The organism is Streptomyces collinus Tu 365 (assembly GCF_000444875.1).
In the GTDB taxonomy this organism is placed as follows: Bacteria; Actinomycetota; Actinomycetes; order Streptomycetales; family Streptomycetaceae; genus Streptomyces; species Streptomyces collinus_A.
This window is the reverse complement of the sequence record NC_021985.1, coordinates 7,296,272-7,313,893: the sequence shown is the minus strand read 5'-3', so window position 1 is coordinate 7,313,893 and position 17,622 is coordinate 7,296,272. Positions and strand designations below refer to the sequence as shown.

General features: G+C 72.0%; 13 protein-coding genes. 5 read left to right on the top strand and 8 right to left on the bottom strand.

What is annotated here, in order from left to right; translation table 11 throughout:
• Positions 1-79 precede the first annotated feature (79 nt).
• On the bottom strand, positions 80-1,267 hold the full coding sequence (locus B446_RS31705; protein ID WP_234967594.1) for an MFS transporter: 1,188 nt from the start codon (positions 1,265-1,267) through the stop codon (positions 80-82).
• A gap of 266 nt (positions 1,268-1,533) precedes the next feature.
• Between B446_RS31705 and B446_RS31700 the strand changes: the two genes are divergently transcribed.
• Positions 1,534-2,424 (top strand): LysR family transcriptional regulator, encoded by an 891-nt coding sequence (locus B446_RS31700; protein WP_020943532.1) that lies wholly within the window; start codon positions 1,534-1,536, stop codon positions 2,422-2,424.
• Between the two features lie 45 nt (positions 2,425-2,469).
• On the opposite strand, the gene B446_RS31695 is transcribed toward B446_RS31700, so the two are convergent.
• Positions 2,470-2,850, bottom strand: coding sequence for a DUF2267 domain-containing protein (locus B446_RS31695; RefSeq protein ID WP_020943531.1), 381 nt, complete (start codon positions 2,848-2,850; stop codon positions 2,470-2,472).
• Positions 2,851-3,088: 238 nt separating this feature from the next.
• Between B446_RS31695 and B446_RS31690 the strand changes: the two genes are divergently transcribed.
• On the top strand, positions 3,089-4,513 hold the full coding sequence (locus B446_RS31690; RefSeq protein WP_078614848.1) for an NAD-dependent succinate-semialdehyde dehydrogenase: 1,425 nt from the start codon (positions 3,089-3,091) through the stop codon (positions 4,511-4,513).
• A gap of 85 nt (positions 4,514-4,598) precedes the next feature.
• On the opposite strand, the gene B446_RS31685 is transcribed toward B446_RS31690, so the two are convergent.
• The gene (locus B446_RS31685; protein ID WP_020943529.1) at positions 4,599-6,347 is read right to left on the bottom strand and encodes a PucR family transcriptional regulator; all 1,749 of its coding nucleotides are present in this window, start codon (positions 6,345-6,347) and stop codon (positions 4,599-4,601) included.
• A 206-nt stretch (positions 6,348-6,553) separates the two neighbouring features.
• The gene (locus B446_RS31680) at positions 6,554-6,769 is read right to left on the bottom strand and encodes a hypothetical protein (protein ID WP_020943528.1); all 216 of its coding nucleotides are present in this window, start codon (positions 6,767-6,769) and stop codon (positions 6,554-6,556) included.
• 336 nt (positions 6,770-7,105) lie between these two features.
• On the opposite strand from B446_RS31680, the gene B446_RS31675 reads away from it, so the two are divergent.
• Positions 7,106-7,651, top strand: coding sequence for a hypothetical protein (locus tag B446_RS31675; protein WP_020943527.1), 546 nt, complete (start codon positions 7,106-7,108; stop codon positions 7,649-7,651).
• Positions 7,652-7,711: 60 nt separating this feature from the next.
• Here the strand turns inward: B446_RS31675 and B446_RS31670 are convergent, their stop codons facing one another.
• The 4 genes from B446_RS31670 to uvrA all read right to left on the bottom strand — a co-directional run bounded on the left by B446_RS31670 (position 7,712) and on the right by uvrA (position 13,785).
• Positions 7,712-8,701 (bottom strand): cytochrome d ubiquinol oxidase subunit II, encoded by a 990-nt coding sequence (locus tag B446_RS31670; protein WP_020943526.1) that lies wholly within the window; start codon positions 8,699-8,701, stop codon positions 7,712-7,714.
• Positions 8,698-10,113 carry a cytochrome ubiquinol oxidase subunit I gene (locus B446_RS31665; RefSeq protein WP_020943525.1) on the bottom strand — a complete coding sequence of 472 codons (1,416 nt, stop codon included), beginning with the start codon at positions 10,111-10,113 and terminating at the stop codon, positions 8,698-8,700. The genes B446_RS31670 and B446_RS31665 overlap by 4 nt, the downstream gene beginning before the upstream one ends.
• A gap of 365 nt (positions 10,114-10,478) precedes the next feature.
• Complete coding sequence (locus B446_RS31660) at positions 10,479-11,141, bottom strand: SDR family oxidoreductase (RefSeq protein WP_020943524.1); 663 nt, start codon at positions 11,139-11,141, stop codon at positions 10,479-10,481.
• Between the two features lie 175 nt (positions 11,142-11,316).
• Positions 11,317-13,785, bottom strand: coding sequence for an excinuclease ABC subunit UvrA (gene uvrA / locus B446_RS31655; RefSeq protein WP_020943523.1), 2,469 nt, complete (start codon positions 13,783-13,785; stop codon positions 11,317-11,319).
• Positions 13,786-14,079: 294 nt separating this feature from the next.
• Between uvrA and B446_RS31650 the strand changes: the two genes are divergently transcribed.
• Positions 14,080-15,255 (top strand): glutathione-independent formaldehyde dehydrogenase, encoded by a 1,176-nt coding sequence (locus B446_RS31650; protein ID WP_052352100.1) that lies wholly within the window; start codon positions 14,080-14,082, stop codon positions 15,253-15,255.
• A 156-nt stretch (positions 15,256-15,411) separates the two neighbouring features.
• Positions 15,412-17,589 carry an FUSC family protein gene (locus tag B446_RS31645; protein WP_020943522.1) on the top strand — a complete coding sequence of 726 codons (2,178 nt, stop codon included), beginning with the start codon at positions 15,412-15,414 and terminating at the stop codon, positions 17,587-17,589.
• Positions 17,590-17,622 lie beyond the last annotated feature (33 nt).

The following is a 17,622-nucleotide window of genomic DNA, read 5'->3' as shown; positions in this document are numbered from 1 at the left end:
ATCCGTGTCACGCGCACGCGCACCGAGTGCCCAGGTCCGCGCCTCCCAGACAACCGCTCCCGTATGCGCCGCAGAAGGGTCAGGAGGGGCGAGCGGACCGCGCCGAGAGCTCGCCGGCACCGGGTGCGCGGTCCCGCAACGCGACGACCACGGAGACCACGGCGCCGCAGGAGAGGACGGTCGCGAAACCGATCATCGCGCTCTGCACGGCGAAGTGCCGCAGGGCGATGCTGAACAGGACGGAGGGCAGGCCCATGCCCAGGTAGGCGACGACGAAGAACACGGCGAGGACCCCCGCGCGTGAGGCGGGCTCGGCCACTGAACCGGCACGTTCGACTCCTCCCTTGAAGAGGAGCCCGGAGCCGGCTCCTGACAGGGACACGGCGACGAGGTAGAGCCAGAGCGCCGGGTGGTAGAGGGCGACGGCGCACAGGACGAGGCCGACCGGAAACACCACTGCCCCCACGGTCAGGAGCCGGGGCAGCGGAAGGCGTCCCAGCACCAGCTGGGCGGCCGCCGCGGAACCGAACATGAGGAAGGCCGCCAGGCCGACCACGAGGTGCGAGTCGGTGTGCAGGGTGCCGTGGAGCACGCTCGCCCCGAGGGAGGAGATCAGGCCCAGGATCGCGAAGGCGAAGGCGCCCAGCGCGCCGGCCGCGCCGAACGCCCGCCGGCCGCCGGGGCGCAGGACGAACCTGCTGGGCGGTTGGGCCGCGGGCAGCTCCAGGTCCACGGTCTCCGGGGTGCACAGCACCAGCGCCAGGCACACTGCCATGGCGAGCGTGAAGATCGCCTGGGCCGTGATCAGGGGCATGGGAAGCCACTCGGCGGCGGCTCCGGCGACCAGGGGCCCCGAGGCCAGACCGCCGAGGTTGGCGGCGGTGGCCACGATGCCGGGCAGCACCGAACCCGTCCGTTCCGGACGGACCTCGTGGTGGAGGTCGTGCAGGTACGTCGTCGCGGTCGAGGCCATCAGCCCCAGTCCGACACCGTTCAGGATCCTGCCCGCGATCAGCCCCGGCAGGTCCCGCCACACGATCAGTACGACCGACGCGACGATGCCGACCAGCAGCGCCGGAACGATGATGCGCCGCCGGCCGAGCCGGTCCGACAAGTGTCCCAGCCCCAGGAAGGCGGCCGCCGCGCCCACGACCATCGAGGCGTACGCCACCGTGACCGTGGTCGCGCCGAAGTGGTCCCGGGCCTCGTACAACGGCCACAGCGGAGTCGGCGCGGTACCGAAGGCCATCAGCACGGTGAAGGCCACCGCCACGAACCAGAAGCCGGTCGTGTGCGAGGCACGGCGCCGGACGGGGGCGCGGGGCGGCAGGTCGGCGGGAGCGGGTGCTGGGATCCGGTGGATCGGGTCGTCGGGAGCGTCGGCTGTGGGACGGCTCAGCGGCGTCGGAACGGCAGGCAGGGGTACCCCTCCTCAGGCGGAAGTGGATGGCGCTTTCCATCCTCCTCACCAGCCAGAATCAATGCCAACGAATGTTTTTGCTGGGCTCCAGCAACGCGAGTGATACTTCACGTGTGGAGCTACGTCAGCTGGAGCACTTCATCGCGGTCGCCGAGGAACTGAGTTTCACGCGTGCCGCCCGTCGGCTGCACGTGGTGCAGTCAGGGGTGTCCGCCGCGATCCGCTCACTGGAGCGCGAGCTCGGCTGCGCGCTGTTCGAGCGCACGTCGCAGCAGGTCCGGCTCACCGGGGCGGGCGCCGCGCTGCTGCCGGAGGCTCGGGCCACCCTGAACGCCGCCCAGGCCGCCCAGGACGCCGTGGGCGCCGCACAGGACACGCTGCGCGGCACGGTGAACGTGGGCGCCATGGCCTCGGTCGAGGTGGTGGACCTGCCTGCGCTCCTCGGGCAGCTGCACGCGCGGCACCCGGCGATCGACGTCCGGCTGCGGCTGGCGACGGCCGGGTCTGCGGGACTGGCGCAGGCGCTGCTCAGCGGGGACCTCGACGTGGCCTTCCTGTCGCTGCCCGAGCGCAAGCCCGCCGGGATCGACGCACGGGAGCTGGCCACGGTGCCGCTCGTCCTGGCGGTCAGCGCCGCCCATCCGCTCGCGCAACGGGGCGAGGTGGCGCTTGCGGACCTCGCGGGGGAGCCCTTCGTGGACTTCCCACCGGGCTACGGCAACCGAGAGGTGGTCGACCGGGCGTTCGCGGCGGCGGGCGTCGTACGCCGGGTGGCACTGGAAGTGCCCGACATCGACATGGGGGCGGCACTGGTCCGGCACGGACTGGGCATCGCCTTCCTGCCCGCGTTCGCCGTCGCCCGCACCCCCGGCCTGCACGTCCTGGACGTCCACGACACCCTGCTCCGCTGGAGCATGCATCTCGGCACGTCATCGACCCGGCGGCCCACCTCGGCCCTGAAGGCCCTGCTCGACCTGGTGGACCTGCACGTCATCGCCCTGTGACGGCCGGGCGTCTGCGACGACGGGCCGAGGTCGGCGACCCCGGGGTCACCCGGCGGATTCGAGGGCCTGTGAGAAGTCCGTTCCGAGCTGCGACATCAGGTCGTTGAACTCCTTCTCGCTGATCGCCTCTCGGAGCAAGGCCAGTACGGCCCGCACACCCCGGTCGGCTTCCTCCTCCTTGAGCATGGTGCGTTGCGCCACGCGCCGGACGCTGTCGAGGTGACCGAAGCGCTCGATGCGGTCCGTGGTTCCCCGGCGCACCGCCTCCGCGAGGCCCTCGGGGAGCTCGGTGATCAGGTCCCTGGCCTCCCCGGCGCTCAGCCTGTGGGCCAGCGTCTCGAGCGTGGCCCGGGTCAGGTCTGCCGCCTCCTGCCGGCTCAGTCCGGTGCGCTCGGCGACGGTACGTACGAATTCCTGCTCGTTCATGCGTCGTCCTCCTCCGCTGCTGTGTTGCGATGAACCGCGCGGATCCCCCTGCAAGCCTGCCACGCCGCCCCGGCCCGCGCCCACGCGGCGGTGACCACGACAACCCACACCCTGACGCCTTCGTGCGCCGTGGTGCGCAGGCCCTCGCCGGCCGGGGTGAGCTTGTCGCCTTGCCAGTCGGCAGGTGTGAGCGGGTCCGGGCGTGGAAACTCGAGGTGCCCGACTCCAGGGAGGCGTCATGGACGCCCATGTCACTGCCCAGGCAAGCCCCATCGCCACGGTCAACCCGTACACCGGTGAGAGAGTTCGTGAGTTCCCCGCGCTGAGCGCGGAGGACGTAGGGCGCGCGATCGATTCGGCGCACCGTGGCTACCCACACTGGCGTGCCCGGTCGACGGCCGACCGCGGGAGCCTCGTGCAACGCGCCGGCCGGCTCATGAGGGAGCGCAAGGAGGAACTGGCCCACCTCCTGACCCTCGAGGTCGGCAAGCTGATCGACTCGAGCCGCGCGGAGGTCGACCTCGCGTCCGACATCCTCACCTACTACGGCGAGCACGGCCCCGAGCTGCTGGAAGAACGGCCCCTGCCGGTGCCCGGGGGCACGGCCGTGCTGGTGAACGAGCCGCTCGGCGTCCTTCTCGGCGTGATGCCGTGGAACTTCCCCCTGTACCAGGTCGTCCGATTCGCGGGTCCGAACCTCGTCCTCGGCAACACCATCCTGCTCAAGCACGCGAGTAACTGCCCCCAGTCCGCACTGGCACTCGAGCAACTGTTCACGGACGCCGGTGTGCCGACCGGGGTCTACACCAATCTCTTCGTGCGGGGCAGAGACGTCGGGAAGATCATCGACGATTCTCGGGTGCAGGGAGCCTCACTGACCGGAAGCGAGCGGGCGGGCGTGAGCGTGGGCGAGATCGCCGGCCGCAATGTCAAGAAGTCCGTGCTCGAACTGGGTGGCAGTGATCCCTTCGTCGTGCTGGACGGTCACCACATCGAGCGCACCGTGTATGCCGCGTTCCTCGGCCGGATGGGCAACACCGGCCAGTGCTGCGTGGCGGCCAAGCGCTTCATCGTCCTTGCCGACGTCTACGACGCCTTCCTCACCGGGCTGCGTGACCGGATGAGCGCGGTGCGGCCGGGAGATCCGGCCGACCCCGCCACCACGCTCGGCCCGCTGTCCTCCGAGGCCGCGGCCGAACTCCTGATGGAGCAGGTTCGTGACGCGGTGGACAAGGGAGCCACGGTGGTGCTGGGCGGCGGGCGGCCCGACCTGCCGGGGGCCTTCGTCGAGCCGACCCTTCTCACCGACGTCACACCGGACATGCGGGCCTACCGGGAAGAGCTCTTCGGCCCCGTCGCCACGGTCTACCGGGTCGCCGACGAGGACGAGGCCGTGGCACTGGCCAACACCTCCCCCTACGGTCTGGGAGGCGCGGTCTTCGCCGCCGACACCGAACGTGCTCGTGGGGTCGCGGACCGGCTGGAGGCGGGCATGGTGTGGATCAACCACCCGACCGCGTCCCGACCGGAGCTGCCCTTCGGCGGCATCAAGCGCTCCGGCTACGGGCGCGAACTCGGCGACGCGGGCATCATGGAATTCGCGAACCGCAAGCTCGTGCGATACGTGGACGCCGACGCCGCGATCGAAGAAGTGCTGGGCTGACCTACGGGTCCGGCCGACCGCGCTCTTCCCTGCCCGAGCCGGTGGTGCACCGCCGCATCGGTGTGCACCGCTGCCGCGCGCAACGTCAGCCGGTCCCGCCCAGCATGATCTTCCACACGCGGGTCGCCACCTGCAGGTTCAGCCGGTCCTCGACGTCGGCGAGGTCGTGGCCGCTGATCTCGCGGATGCGTTGGAGCCGATAGCGCAGCGTGCTGCGGTGGATGGCGAGGGAGTCGGCGGTCTCGTCGTAGTTGCCGCCGCAGTCGAAGTATCCGGACAGGGTCTCCACCATGGTCGCGCGGTGCCGGGAGTCGTAGTCGATGAGCTGCCCGAGCCACTCCCGGACGAACGACTCCAGTTCCCGGTAATCGTTGCCGGGTCCCAGGATGCGGTAGAGGCCGAGCTCGTCGAAGAACGTCGTGCCGTAGCGATCGCGGGAATGGTGGCGCGCCTCCAGGGCGCGCTGCGCCTCCTGGTAGCGGTGGGGGATCTCGCCCACGGAGTCACAAGGGCCGCTCACCCCGATCGTCCCCGACCTTGTTCCGGTCTCCCGGGCGAGCGCCTCGTACAGCGCTCGGGCGTGCGGCCTGTCGCCGGCGACCAGGACGACGTGGTCGGAGCGTCGGGTCAGCAGCGAGCGCATGCCCACCGCGGCGGCCGCCCGCCCCACGGTCTGCGCGAAGGAATCGTCGGCGGTCCGGTTCGACCACTGCACCACGACGACGTAGTGGCTGCGGTGCAGGTCGTGTCCGACCGCCTCGGACCGTTTGAAGGCGCTCGCCTCGTCCGTCCCCGCCAGGAGGTCGTCGGCCAGTTCACGGTGCAGTCTCAGCTCGACCTCGGCCAGGTTGCGCAGGTGCGCCAGCTCCCGGGCGAGCGACGTGGCGGCGTGTTCCAGGGCGAGCACGGTGTGCTCGTCGGCCTCGTCCCGGGTGTCGACCAGAGCCAGCACGCCCAGGATGTCGCCGTGCGGGCGGATCAGGGTGATCAGCCGGTCCTTGATCCGCACCGCCCCGGCCTCTCTCGCTGCGGCGTGCAGCATCTCGTCCTGGCGGAAGGGGTCCGGTTCGGGATAGGGGTCGGGGCGCCCGGGGCCGGTCCACGTCCTCAGCCGGCCGAAGCGGTCCTCGACCAGCGCGGGAAGTCCGGTGAGTCTGTGCAGTGCACGGGTGACGGCTTCCTCGCCGCCACCCGACGCGGCGACGTCGGCCATGAGCGCGTGAACGGCTCGCTCATAGCCCAGCTCAGCCACCACGGAGATCAACTGCCGCTGGAGGGACGTACGTTCGGCCTTCAGTCGGCGCAGCTCCAGCGCGTCCTCGCATCGGCGGCGGTGTGCGCAAGCGACTGAGAGTGCAGCAGCGGTGTACCGGACGAGCGTGGCGAGCAAGGACCGTTCGGCCTCGGTGGGCCGGGAGCGTGACGTCACGACAAGATAGCCGTGGAGTCCCTCGAGTCCGCGCAACCCCAGGGCCCGGCCCCAGCGCCTGCCGGGTACGGTCACGTTGCCGTCCTGCCCGGCCAGCTCCCGCACCCTCCGGCTCACGGTCGAGGCAGGCATCTGCCCGTCCCTCGGCCTGGGGACCAGGTCGCCGCCCACCTTCAGGTATCCGGCCTCCGCGCTGTAGGGCCCCGCGGCGGCTATGTGGTCCATCGCCAGGCGCAGGATCTCGACTTCGTCCGGAGTGCCGAACAGGGCGCAGGAGAGCGCGGCCAGTTCGTGCAGGGCATGGTCGGCCGGGGTGTGGGCGGGCCGGCGGGGCCCGCTGCGCGAGACCGTGGGGTGCCGCCCGGCGCTGTGGTGATACAGGCTGTGCGCCCGACTGCCGACCATGGGATCACTCCGTCCCTCGAAGCCTTCAGGAGCCGAGCGGGATGTCGTGTACCCACTCCCGGGAAGGCTCACCCGAGATGTACGGATTGTTTCTCCTGGACGAGGTCGAGGTCGGCATGGACCGGCAGGTGGGCGTCGGAGAAGCGCTTGCGAAGGAGTGAACGCAATGCCGGCGCCCACCTCGCGGCAGGTGTCGAAAGCGCCGGTCACCGCCCGCCCTCCTCCCTTTCCTCGGTGAAGGGGCGTACCGCGTCCACCAGGGCCCTCAACGCACCGGTGAGCATGCCGACCTCGGCGACGCGCTGGGCGTACGGGTCGTGCGGGTGCTCGGCGTGCGCGGTCCGCTCGGCAATGTCCGCCAGGACTTGTTCGGCGGCGTGAGCCGCGGCGCGCAGGGTCGCACGTTCCTTGTTGCCGGGCATGTGATCTCCCCTGGATCCGGCCGCTGAGTGCGGCTGTGGAGTCACTCGGATCGGCTTCCCGAAGGGCCCATGAGAATGGATCGGCACCTCCTACAGTAGGTCCACGCTGCCGAGATCGGCTCCCCCGAGCCCGGGAGCCGGCTGCGATGCGCCGGCCCTGAGAAATGGTGCGATCCGAGGGTTGGGCGCGGATCACGAGGAAACTCCGGCGTTGGATGAGGCCGGACACCCGCTCCACCCCCGCCTCCGAGAGGATCCGCTCGTCCGGGGTCCGGGCTGGGCCAGTGCGCTCGCTCACCCGCGAGCCGAATCCCCGGGAACCGAAGGAGGCCACAGATGAACACCCTTCCGCATGCCACCGCGACCCAGAGCCGCCCGACGGGGCCAGGTCTCGACATGAGGCTGCTCGGCATCTATCTCAACGACCACCTCGGCGGCGCCACCGCCGGGACCGAACGCGCCACCCGCCTGGCGCGCGCCGCCGGCGAATCCGCGCTCGGCCGCGCGATCGGGCCCGTAGCCGCCGAGATCGCCCAGGACCGTGCAGCGCTGCTGGACATCATGGGGGATCTCGGCGTTCCCGTTCGCCGCTACAAGGTGTGCGCGGGCTGGGCGGGCGAGAAGCTGGGCCGGCTGAAGCCCAACGGCCACCTGCTGCGCCCGTCCCCGCTCGGCATCATGCTGGATCTGGAGGCCCTACGGCTGGGGGTCGAGGGAAAGGCGGCCGGGTGGCAGCTCCTGCGCCGCCTCAGCGCCGCCGACGAGCGCCTGGACCCTGCCCGGCTCGACACGCTGCTCGAACGAGCCCTGCGGCAGCAGGAAAGGATCGAGCAGTGGCGCGTCCGCCAAGCCGAGGAGGCACTGGCCACCCCGGTCGGCTGAGCCGCTGCGCCGGCGACGCCGAGGCGCGTCCGGCGGGATCCCGGTGACGGAAGTCCCTCGTCAGCCGAGCTTGCGTCGCAGTTGCAGGCCGTACAGCAGAAGGAGCGAGGGCACGATCAGGACGACCGCGACGAAGGACACCGCGATCAGCACCCACAGGGTGGCCGGCGGAGCCGCCGCCTGCTGGATCGTCAGGTGGGTGCCCAGGAGGTACGGGTACTGAGCCACTCCCCATCCCGCGACGACGGTGGTGATCGCGATGGCCGCCAGGGTGCGCACGACAGGGGGGCCGCCCTTGCGCAGCAGGAGCAGCGCGGCCAGGCCGCACAGGCCCGAGACGGCCAGGAGCGGTGCACCCACCGTGCTCAGCTGGTGGAACAGGCGCGGAGAGTCCGCACGCAGTACGAACACGCCCACGAGCGCCACCAGTCCCGCGACGATGCCCGCCGCGAAGGCCCGGTGCCTGAACGCCTCCTCTAGGGGAGTGTCCGCTCGGCGCCGGGCCTGTCCGGTGAGGAACACGGCGGCGAGGTAGGCGCAGACGGTGACCGCGAGGACGCCACCGAGAACGGAGGTCGGATTGAGCCAGCTGGACAGCGCGTCGCCGTGCCCGGCCGAGGGGACGCGACCGGAGGCGATCCCGCCCGCGACGGCGCCGAAGAAGAACGGGGTCAGCACCGACGAGCAGGCGAACGCGACCCCGCTGACCAGCTCTCCCCGCCCTTGGGCCAGCGCGTGCCGGAAGGCGAAGCCCGAGCCCCTGGCCACGATCCCCAGCGCCGCCAGGCCCAGGGGGATGTACAGCGTGGTGGTCATGGCGGTGAACGCCTGGGGGAAGGCCGTCCAGATCGTGACGAAGCAGAAGATCAGCCATGTGTGGTTGGCCTCCCACACCGGGCTGACGGAGACGTTGACCAGCTCCCGTACGGGACGTCCCCGCGCGGCGCCGCCGGCTGTCAGGTCCCAGAAGCCGGCCCCGTAGTCGGCGCCGCCGAAGAGGGCGTAGGCGATGACCCCGATGAACAGGACCACGGCGATGAGATCGGTCATGCGTCGCCTCCTGCGAAGGGGGGCCCGTTCGTCGCCGGCGCCGCCCAGGGGCCGTACGGGACCACGGCGGCCTCCGTGCCCTGCTCCGACCAGCGGCGGCGCAAGGTTCGCAGGACGTACAAGGCGCCGACGGCGACGCACGCGTAGATCACGAGGACCGTGGCGAACAGGGGCCACAGGTTCCCCTGCGTGGCGACGGCGTTCTCCGTCAGCAGCAGCCCCACGACCGTCCAGGGCTGGCGGCCGACCTCGGTGACCACCCAGCCGCTCTCCAGGCAGACGAGCGCGACCAGCCCGGAGACCGCGGAGCTTCGCAGGAACCAGCGGTCGGTCGGCACCTCGCGCCGCCGCCACCACAGCCAGGCGAACCAGAGTGCCAGCAGGAGCAGGAGCGATGCGGTGGCGACCATGACGTCGAAGGCGAGGTGCACGATGCTGACGGCCGAGTCCGTGGGGCGTACCGCTGCGGGGATCGCGTCGAGGCCCTTGATCGTGGTGGACGGGGTGAAACCGGCGAGGATCGAGGCCACGTCGGGAAGCTGGACGCCGTAGCGCACCTTGCCGTCGGCGAAGATGCCGCCGAGGGTCTCCGGGACGTGATCACCGGTGGTCGGCAGGAGTTCGATGGCGGAGAACTTCGCCGGCTCCCTGTCGTACACCTGGCGGGCGATCGTGTCCCCGACGAGGAACTGCAGCGGCATGGCGATCGCGGCGACCGTGAACGGAACGGCGAACCCCAGCCGGTGGTAGTGGTCCCGGCGCCCCTTGAGCAGGCCCCACGCGTACACGCCCGCGACCATGAACCCCGCGACGATGTACGCCGCGAGGAGCATGTGCACCATCTCCCACCAGAACGCGCCGTTGAAGAAGACCTGGGAGGGGACCACGCCCACCACACGCCCGTTCCGCACCTCGATTCCGGCGGGCTGGTTCATCCAGCTGTTGGCCGCGATGACGGAGGCCGTTCCGCCGACGCCCGCCAGGGTGACCACGACACCGGTGAAGAAGTGCGGCCACGGGGGCAGCCTCCTCCAGCCGTAGATGTAGATGGCCACGAAGATCGCTTCCAGGAAGAAGAAGAGACCCTCGACGGCGAACGGAAACCCGAAGGCCGGCCCGTATGTGCCCATGAGCCCGGGCCAGAGCAGCCCCAGCTCGAACGTCAGCACGGTGCCGGACACGGCCCCCACCGCGAACAGCACGGCGGCCACCTTGGACCATCGCTGCGCCAGGACCAGCGCCTGCTGATCGCCGCGCCGCAGCGCCCGGTAGTGGCAGACCAGCATCATGAAGGTGAACGCGAGGCCGAAGGGCACCAGGATGATGTGGAAGCCCAGGGTGAACGCCATCTGCTCACGCGCGGGCAGGAGCTGTGGCGGGTCGGCGGCTGTTGGCAGGGCAGACAGCAGCATGGACTCTCTTTCTGGCTCCGACGGCGCGGACGGTACTCACGCCGTGGGGTGGGGGCAGGCGGCCGGAGCCGGTACCCGCGCGTGCCGGAGACTCGCGCCGGACGGGAGTACGCGGGCGAGCGCGCGGAGGGGCCCCGGGACCCCGAAGCCCGGCGGGACGCGGCGCCGCCGGATTGTGGCTGTTGCGGTGCGCCTGGAGGGTGCACCCGGGGCCGGGGGCGGCGAGGTGGCTGGCGCGGGCGGCCTGCCACCCGGCCGCTGCATGCCGCGAGGCGCAGGGGCCGGTGCGTCCGAAGTGGGGCACCTGCTGGGCCGTGGGCAGCACGTCCGCGTGTGGTGGCGTGGGCGGCACACACGCCGAGGCGTCAGCCGCCGGCCACGGCGCGCACCGCCTCCTCGACCGGGGTGGACCCGCTGACCAGTTCGAGAATGCGTCCGGCGGTCCTGGGCTCGTGGAGCAGGGCGGCGAGCACCGCAGCCACGTCGTCGCGCGGCACTTGGCCGCGGTCGGTGTGCTCGGCGAGCGTGACGCGGCCGCTACCGGGGTCGTCGGTCAGCATCCCCGGGCGCAGAATCGTCCAGTCCAGTCCCGGACGGGAGCTGATGTCGGCGTCCGCCTCGCCCTTGGCCTTCAGGTAGGCGGCGAACACCGGGTCGGTGCCGGGCGGCGGCGGGCTGTCCACGCCCATCGCGGAGATCACCAGGAAGCGGCGCGTCCCGGCGCGCTCGGCCGCGTCGGCGAGGAGGACGGCCGCGTTCCTGTCCACCGTCTGCTTGCGGGCCGCGCCGCTGCCCGGTCCGGCGCCCGCGGCGAACAGTGCCGCGTCGGCGCCGCGGAGGTGGCCGGCCACCTCCTCCACCGAGGCGTGCTCCAGATCGCACACCACCGGTTCCGCACCGTCCGCGCGCAGGTCGTCGGCGTGGTCCGGGTTGCGGATCAGCCCGGTGACGTTGTCGCCGCGCGCCGAGAGCAGCCGGGTCAGCCGGCGCGCGATCTTTCCGTGTCCACCCGCGATCACCATGTGCATAGGGTCATTCTTGCCACAGGCAACCGCTCATGCCGGACTGCGGGACTGCCGCGGCAGGCCGGGTCCCCCGGTTGCCGCAAGGTCGGCGTACTCGCGCACCGCGCCGGTGTGCGGGACCACCCGGCCACCGGGTCGCGCCGCAGGCGCCCGGGGATCCGCCCTCGCGATCGCGTCGTCAGGAGTGCGCGAGCCGGGCCGCGAGATAGGGCGCGGTGGCGCTGCGGCGGGCTTTGGCCACCTTGGCCGGCGGGCCCGCCGCGACGACCCGGCCGCCCGCGTCGCCGCCGCCCGGCCCGAGATCGATGACCCAGTCGGCGGTGGCGATCGTGTCCAGGTCGTGCTCGACGAGGACGACCGTGTTGCCGGCGTCGACGAGCCGGTGCAGCTGTCGCAGCAGCAGCGCGATGTCCGAGGGGTGCAGCCCCGCCGTCGGCTCGTCGAGCAGGTACAGCGCGTGCCCGCGCCGGGCCCGCTGCAGTTCGGTCGCCAGTTTGATGCGTTGCGCCTCACCGCCGCTGAGTTCCGTCGCGGGCTGGCCCAGCCGCAGATACCCCAGCCCCACCTCGCGCAGCGTCTCCAGACTGCGGGAGGCGGCCGGGACGCAGGACAGGAACTCGGCGGCGGCGTCGACGGACAGCGCCAGTACCTCCGCGATGTTCTTGCCGCGGTAGGTGACCTCCAGCGTTTCGGCGTTGTACCGGGCGCCTTCGCAGGTCGGGCACGGCGCGTAGGTGCCGGGCAGGAACAGCAGTTCCACCGCGACGAATCCTTCGCCCTGGCAGGTCTCGCACCGCCCTTCGGGCACGTTGAAGGAGAACCGACCGGCCGGGTAGCCGCGCGCCCTGGCCTCGTCCGTCGCCGCGTACAGCTTGCGCACCGCGTCGAACATCCCGGTGTACGTGGCCAGGTTGGACCGGGGCGTCCGGCCGATGGGCCGTTGGTCGACCAGGACCAGCCGGTCGAACGACTCGACCCCCGACGCGTCCTGGACGTCGACCTCCAGCTGCGCCTCGTCGGGCTCCTCGGGTACGAGCCCCAGGTGGCCGCGGACGACCTCGGCGAGCACCTGCGTCACCAGCGTCGACTTCCCCGAACCGGACACGCCCGTCACCGCCGTCAGTACGCAGAGCGGCACGTCGACGGACACGTCGTGCAGATTGTGGCGGGAGACGCCGCGCAGATGCAGCCAGCCGTGCGGTGCGCGCGGGCGGTGATCGAGCGGCTCGGCGCGCCCGAACAGGTACCGGCTCGTGGCCGACTCCCCGACCCGCTCAAGACCGGCGACCGGGCCGCTGTACAGCACGCGTCCGCCGCCCTCGCCCGCACCGGGGCCGATGTCGACCACCCAGTCCGCCCGCCGTACGACGTCCATGTCGTGCTCCACGACGAACAGCGAGTTGCCCGCCGCCTTGAGACGGTCCAGCACGTCCAGCAGCGGTTCCGCGTCGGCCGGGTGCAGGCCCGCGGAGGGTTCGTCGAGGACGTAGACGACGCCGAACAGCCCCGAGCGCAGCTGGGTGGCGATCCGCAGGCGCTGCGCCTCGCCCGGCGACAGGGTCGTCGAGCGGCGCCCGAGGCTGAGATATCCAAGGCCCAGGTCGAGCAGGACGTCGATCCGCGCGACCAGATCGCCGCAGATGCGGACCGCGACCTCGGTCGTCTCCCCGGATCGGGCGGTCGACGTGGTGGCGTCGGCCTCGGACCGCCCCGCGACGGGCCGCAGCAGCGCCACGACCTCGGCGAGCGGCATCGCGTTGATCTCGGCGATGGAACGTCCGGCGAAGGTCACGGCGAGCGCCTCGGGCCGCAGCCCGCTGCCGTGACAAGCGGGGCAGGGCACACTCCGGACGAACCGGAGCGCCCGTTCGCGCATCTTCTCGCTCTTGGAGTCGGCGAGGACGTGCATGACGTGCTTGCGTGCGCTCCAGAACTTGCCCTGGTAGCCGTAGTCGACGCGGTCCTCCTCCGGCTCGATGTACACGGAGGGCTGTTCGTCCGTGTACAGCAGCCAGTCCCGGTCCTTCTTCCTGAGCCGGCGCCACGGCCGGTCGATGTCGATGCCCAGGCCGTTCACGACACTGCGCAGGTTGGCGCCCTGCCAGGCGCCCGGCCAGGCGGCGATCGCCCCCTCGCGGATGCTCAGCGAGGGGTCCGGGACGAGCAGGTCCTCGGCGACGTCGTGCACGACGCCCAGTCCGTGGCACTCCGGGCAGGCGCCGGCCGCGGTGTTGGGAGAGAACGACTCGGCGTCCAGCCGTGCGGCCCCGGGCGGATAGGTGCCGGCGCGGGAGTACAGGATGCGCAGCAGATTGGACAGGGTGGTGAGGGTGCCGACCGTCGAGCGCGAGCTGGGCGCACCGCGTCGCTGCTGCAGGGCCACGGCCGGTGGCAGTCCGGTGATCTCCTGCACGTGCGGTGCGCCGACCTGCTGCAACAGTCTGCGGGCGTAGGGTGCCACGGACTCGAAATAGCGCCGCTGGGCCTCCGCGTAGAGCGTGCCGAACGCGAGCGAGGACTTGCCCGAACCGGAGACGCCGGTGAAGGCGACCATCGCGTCCCGCGGGACGTCGACATCGATGTTCCGCAGGTTGTTCTCACCTGCGCCCCGGACATGCACGAAGGAGTCGTTCGCGTCCTTGTTCACCGTTCCTGATTACCCGATCCCGCCGCGAACCGCGCGACAGACGCCGTCACCGCCCCGCTCCCGCCGGTCGTGCGGGGCCCTGGGTCCGGGGAATCCGCCGATCGATCGGTGGGGGCTGTTTCGCGTCGTGGGGGGCGGGGACCCGCACGGCACGCCGTCGAGTGCTGAAGCTCCGCTCCGGCGAGCGGGCCGGCGGCGGATCGTCGTTCCCCCCTGACCGAGGTGAACGCCAGGAGAGGCGTGCTCCTCACGCCTTCCCCATCCCGCCATGCCGCGACATCGAGGGAAGTCATCATGAAGGCTGCGGTATACGAAGGACCGCGGACGGTCGCTGTGAAGGACGTACCGGACGCGAAGATCGAGCATCCCTGCGACATCATCGTCAAGATCACCACGACCAACATCTGCGGTTCGGACCTGCACATGTACGAGGGCCGCACCTCGTTCGAGTCCGGCCGCACCCTGGGGCACGAGAACCTGGGCCAGGTGGTGGAGGTCGGCTCGGCGGTGCGCAAGGTGCAGGTCGGCGAGTACGTGGTCCTGCCCTTCAACATCGCCTGCGGCTTCTGCAAGCAGTGCGAGCAGGGCCTGACCAACTACTGCCTGACCATGCAGCCGGAACCCGCCCTCGCCGGAGCGGCCTACGGTTTCGCCGACATGGGCCCCTACCAGGGTGGCCAGGCGGAGCTGCTGCGCGTGCCTTACGGCGACTTCAACGCGCTGCGTCTGGGTGAGGACGCCGCCGAGCGGCAGACCGACTACGTGATGCTCGCCGACATCTTCCCCACCGGCTATCACGCCACCGAGATGGCCCACGTCAAGCCGGGTGACCAGACCATCGTCTTCGGGGCCGGTCCGGTCGGGCTGATGGCGACGTACTCCGCCCTCCTGCGGGGCGCCGGCCGCGTCTGGACGGCCGATCACCAGCCCGACCGGCTGCGCAAGGCGGAGGAGATCGGGGCCATCCCCATCAACACCGCCGAGCAGGACCCGGCGCAGGTCGTCAAGGAGGCCACCCTCGGTCTGGGCGCCGACAACGGCTGCGAGTGCGTCGGCTACCAGGCCCACGACCCCCAGGGCCACGAGGACGCCAGTCTCACGCTCAACGGCCTGATCGACTCGGTCAGGTTCACCGGCCACATCGGCGTGGTGGGCGTGTTCCTGCCCCAGGACCCCGGCGGCGCGGAGGCCCAGGGCGAGCTGGAGGCGCAGGGCAAGGTCCCCATCGACTTCGGCATGATGTGGTTCAAGGGCCAGCACATGGGGACCGGGCAGGCGCCGGTGAAGAGGTACAACCGGGCCCTGCGGGACCTGATCGCCGGCGGGAAGGCGAAGCCGAGCTTCGTCGTCTCCCACGAACTCGGCCTGGACGAGGCCCCCACCGCCTACGAGCACTTCGACGCCCGTGACGACGGCTGGACCAAGGTGGTCCTGCACCCCGACGGACACGGCAACGGCCACAAGCGGTAGGAGACCCGGGGCCGCCGTGCCCCCTGTCTCCCCTGGCCCGGTCCGGGGGACGGGTGGCGATCCGCCCGTCCCCCGGACGGGGCTGGGGGCAATCGCCGTGCTCCGGCCGGACCCGACCCAGCGACGACTGCCCGCGCTCCGGCCTGGAGGACACCCGTGACGTGGCTGCGGGCCTTCGGGGAGGTCGTGCGATCCGGGCTCACGATCGAGGAGACGCGGCTGGAGCCCCTGCTCGCGCTGCGCGCGGCCGCCGGGGTGGCGATCGTCGTCGGGCCGGCGCTGTGGCTGGTCTCCCCCGCGTACGCGGCGTCCGCCGCCCTCGGCGCCTACTCCGCGGGTGGGGCGACCTTCCAGCGCAGCTGGCGTCCACGCAAGGTGGTCGCGCTCGGCACGGGCGCGGGTCTGGCGCTCAGCACCTTCGTGGGCTACCTGGCGGCGGGGCGACTCGTGACGTTCCTGCCGCTGCTGGCCGTATGGGCGTTCGCCGCGGGAATGGCGTGGGCCGTCGGTTCGACCGCCGGGATCGTCGCGGCGACGACCGTGGGCAGCATGCTCGTGACCATCACCTTGCCCACGAGCACCGGGCGAGCCCTGGAGCACGCCGGAGTCATCGCACTCGGAGGCGTGACCCAGGCCGTGCTGATCCTGCTGTTCCCGATCCGGCGTTGGGGAGCGCATCGTGACGCGCTCGCCGACGCGCTGGCCGCCGTGGCGGACTACGCCCGCCGGTTGCGGCACGACCCGACCGCCCCGTTCGACCCGGAGCCGTTGATGACGGCCCGGGACGCGGCTGCCGTGACGCCGTCACAGGCCCGCACCCGTCCCCCCGTCCTGCACGGCCCCCGGGGACTCGCCGAGCGCATCCGGCCGGTCGTGGCCGCGCTCGCCGACCCGGACGTCGGCGCCCCGGCGGAGGGGCCGGGGCGGGACCGCGCACGGGAGTTGCTCGACGCGGCCGCCGACGTCCTGGACGCGGCCGCCCGTTCGATCCGCCGCGGCACTCCCGCCCAGGTGCGGCCCGAGAGCATGGACGTCCTGCGCGTCGACGAGGAGCACGAGGTGCTGGAGGGCCCCGCGCGGCAAGCCGCCGAGCGGCTCGTGGAACTGCTCGGGGAGGTGCTGGAGATCGCCCGGAGCGGCTGCGCGCGCGAGACGACGCCCGCGCCGCCCGGCCCCGCGGGCGCCCCGTTCCTGGTGCGCCCGACGATGCTCCGGCTGGTCCCGGTCGTCGTCCGGGCGGTCCGTCGTGAGACCCGCCGGGACTCACCCGTCTTCCGGCACGCCGTCCGCCTGGCGGCGGTGGCCACGCTCGGCTATCTGATCGCCGCCCGGCTGCCCCTCGGCCACGGCTACTGGGCGCCCCTCGCCTCGGTGATGGTGATGCGGCCGGACTTCCACCGGACGTACGCGCGTGCGGTGGCCCGTCTCGCCGGGACCCTGGCGGGGGTCGCGCTCGCCACCGGCGTGGTGCGGGCCCTGGGCCCGGACGCCCATGTCTCCGGCGCGCTGGCGGTGGTCTCGGCGGGCCTGTCGTACACGCTGAACCGTACCGGCTACGCCTACTCACAGTGCTTCACCGTCGCGTACGTCGTCTTCCTGCTCGGCATGGGAGGCCAGGCATGGGAGCAGACGGTCCCGGAACGGGTGGTGCTCACCCTGCTCGGCGGAGCCCTGGCGATGCTGGCGTACGTGGTGTTCCCCGCATGGGAGACACCCCGGCTGCCGGGCCGGCTCGCGGACTGGCTCGCCGCCAACGGCCGCTACGCGGCCGCGGTGCTCCGCGACTACGCCGAACCGACCCCGGAGCATCACGCCGACATGCGCCGGGCCCTGCTGGAGAGCAGGCAGGCACGTGCCGCCTGGCAGGAGGCGTACGACCGGGCACGGCGGGAACCGGTCCGCCCCAGGGGTCTGACGTCGCGGGAGGCGCGGGAGGCGCAGGAGGCGATCAAGGGGCTGGGCCGGGCGGCGATGCTCATGGAGAGCCACGTCCCACGGGCCGACAGCCGGTTCGTCCCCGAGGCGGAGCGGTTCGCCGAGGCCCTGGAGACGGACACCGCGAAGGCGGCGGCCGCCGTGCGCGAGCACAGGAATCCGGACTGGGGGCGCGTGGAGGAGGCCCTTCACGCGTGGGAGGACACCGCCGCCGGCAACGGGAGCCCGGCCGTGCGGCGCGAAGCGCAACTGCAAAGACGGGCCTTGGAAGACCTCGCGACAGCCGTGAGCCGCACACCCCTGGAACGGGACGTCGACTCCGCTCGCGAAGAACAGCGGGTGCGGGCGACCCTGGCCGCGGAAGGTGACGGATCAGGGCCCGCGCACCGGGATGGGTGACGCGCGCCCGCAGGACGGTTCAGCGGACCGCGG

What these genes read in the sequence shown, in the direction of transcription:
- B446_RS31695 (WP_020943531.1), bottom strand. Translation starts at nt 2,850, where the DNA reads ATGAACGAGCAGGAATTCGTACGTACCGTCGCCGAGCGCACCGGACTG.
- B446_RS31690 (WP_078614848.1), top strand. Translation starts at nt 3,089, where the DNA reads ATGGACGCCCATGTCACTGCCCAGGCAAGCCCCATCGCCACGGTCAAC.
- B446_RS31685 (WP_020943529.1), bottom strand. Translation starts at nt 6,347, where the DNA reads ATGGTCGGCAGTCGGGCGCACAGCCTGTATCACCACAGCGCCGGGCGG.
- B446_RS31680 (WP_020943528.1), bottom strand. Translation starts at nt 6,769, where the DNA reads ATGCCCGGCAACAAGGAACGTGCGACCCTGCGCGCCGCGGCTCACGCC.
- B446_RS31675 (WP_020943527.1), top strand. Translation starts at nt 7,106, where the DNA reads ATGAACACCCTTCCGCATGCCACCGCGACCCAGAGCCGCCCGACGGGG.
- B446_RS31670 (WP_020943526.1), bottom strand. Translation starts at nt 8,701, where the DNA reads ATGACCGATCTCATCGCCGTGGTCCTGTTCATCGGGGTCATCGCCTAC.
- B446_RS31665 (WP_020943525.1), bottom strand. Translation starts at nt 10,113, where the DNA reads ATGCTGCTGTCTGCCCTGCCAACAGCCGCCGACCCGCCACAGCTCCTG.
- B446_RS31660 (WP_020943524.1), bottom strand. Translation starts at nt 11,141, where the DNA reads ATGCACATGGTGATCGCGGGTGGACACGGAAAGATCGCGCGCCGGCTG.
- B446_RS31650 (WP_052352100.1), top strand. Translation starts at nt 14,080, where the DNA reads ATGAAGGCTGCGGTATACGAAGGACCGCGGACGGTCGCTGTGAAGGAC.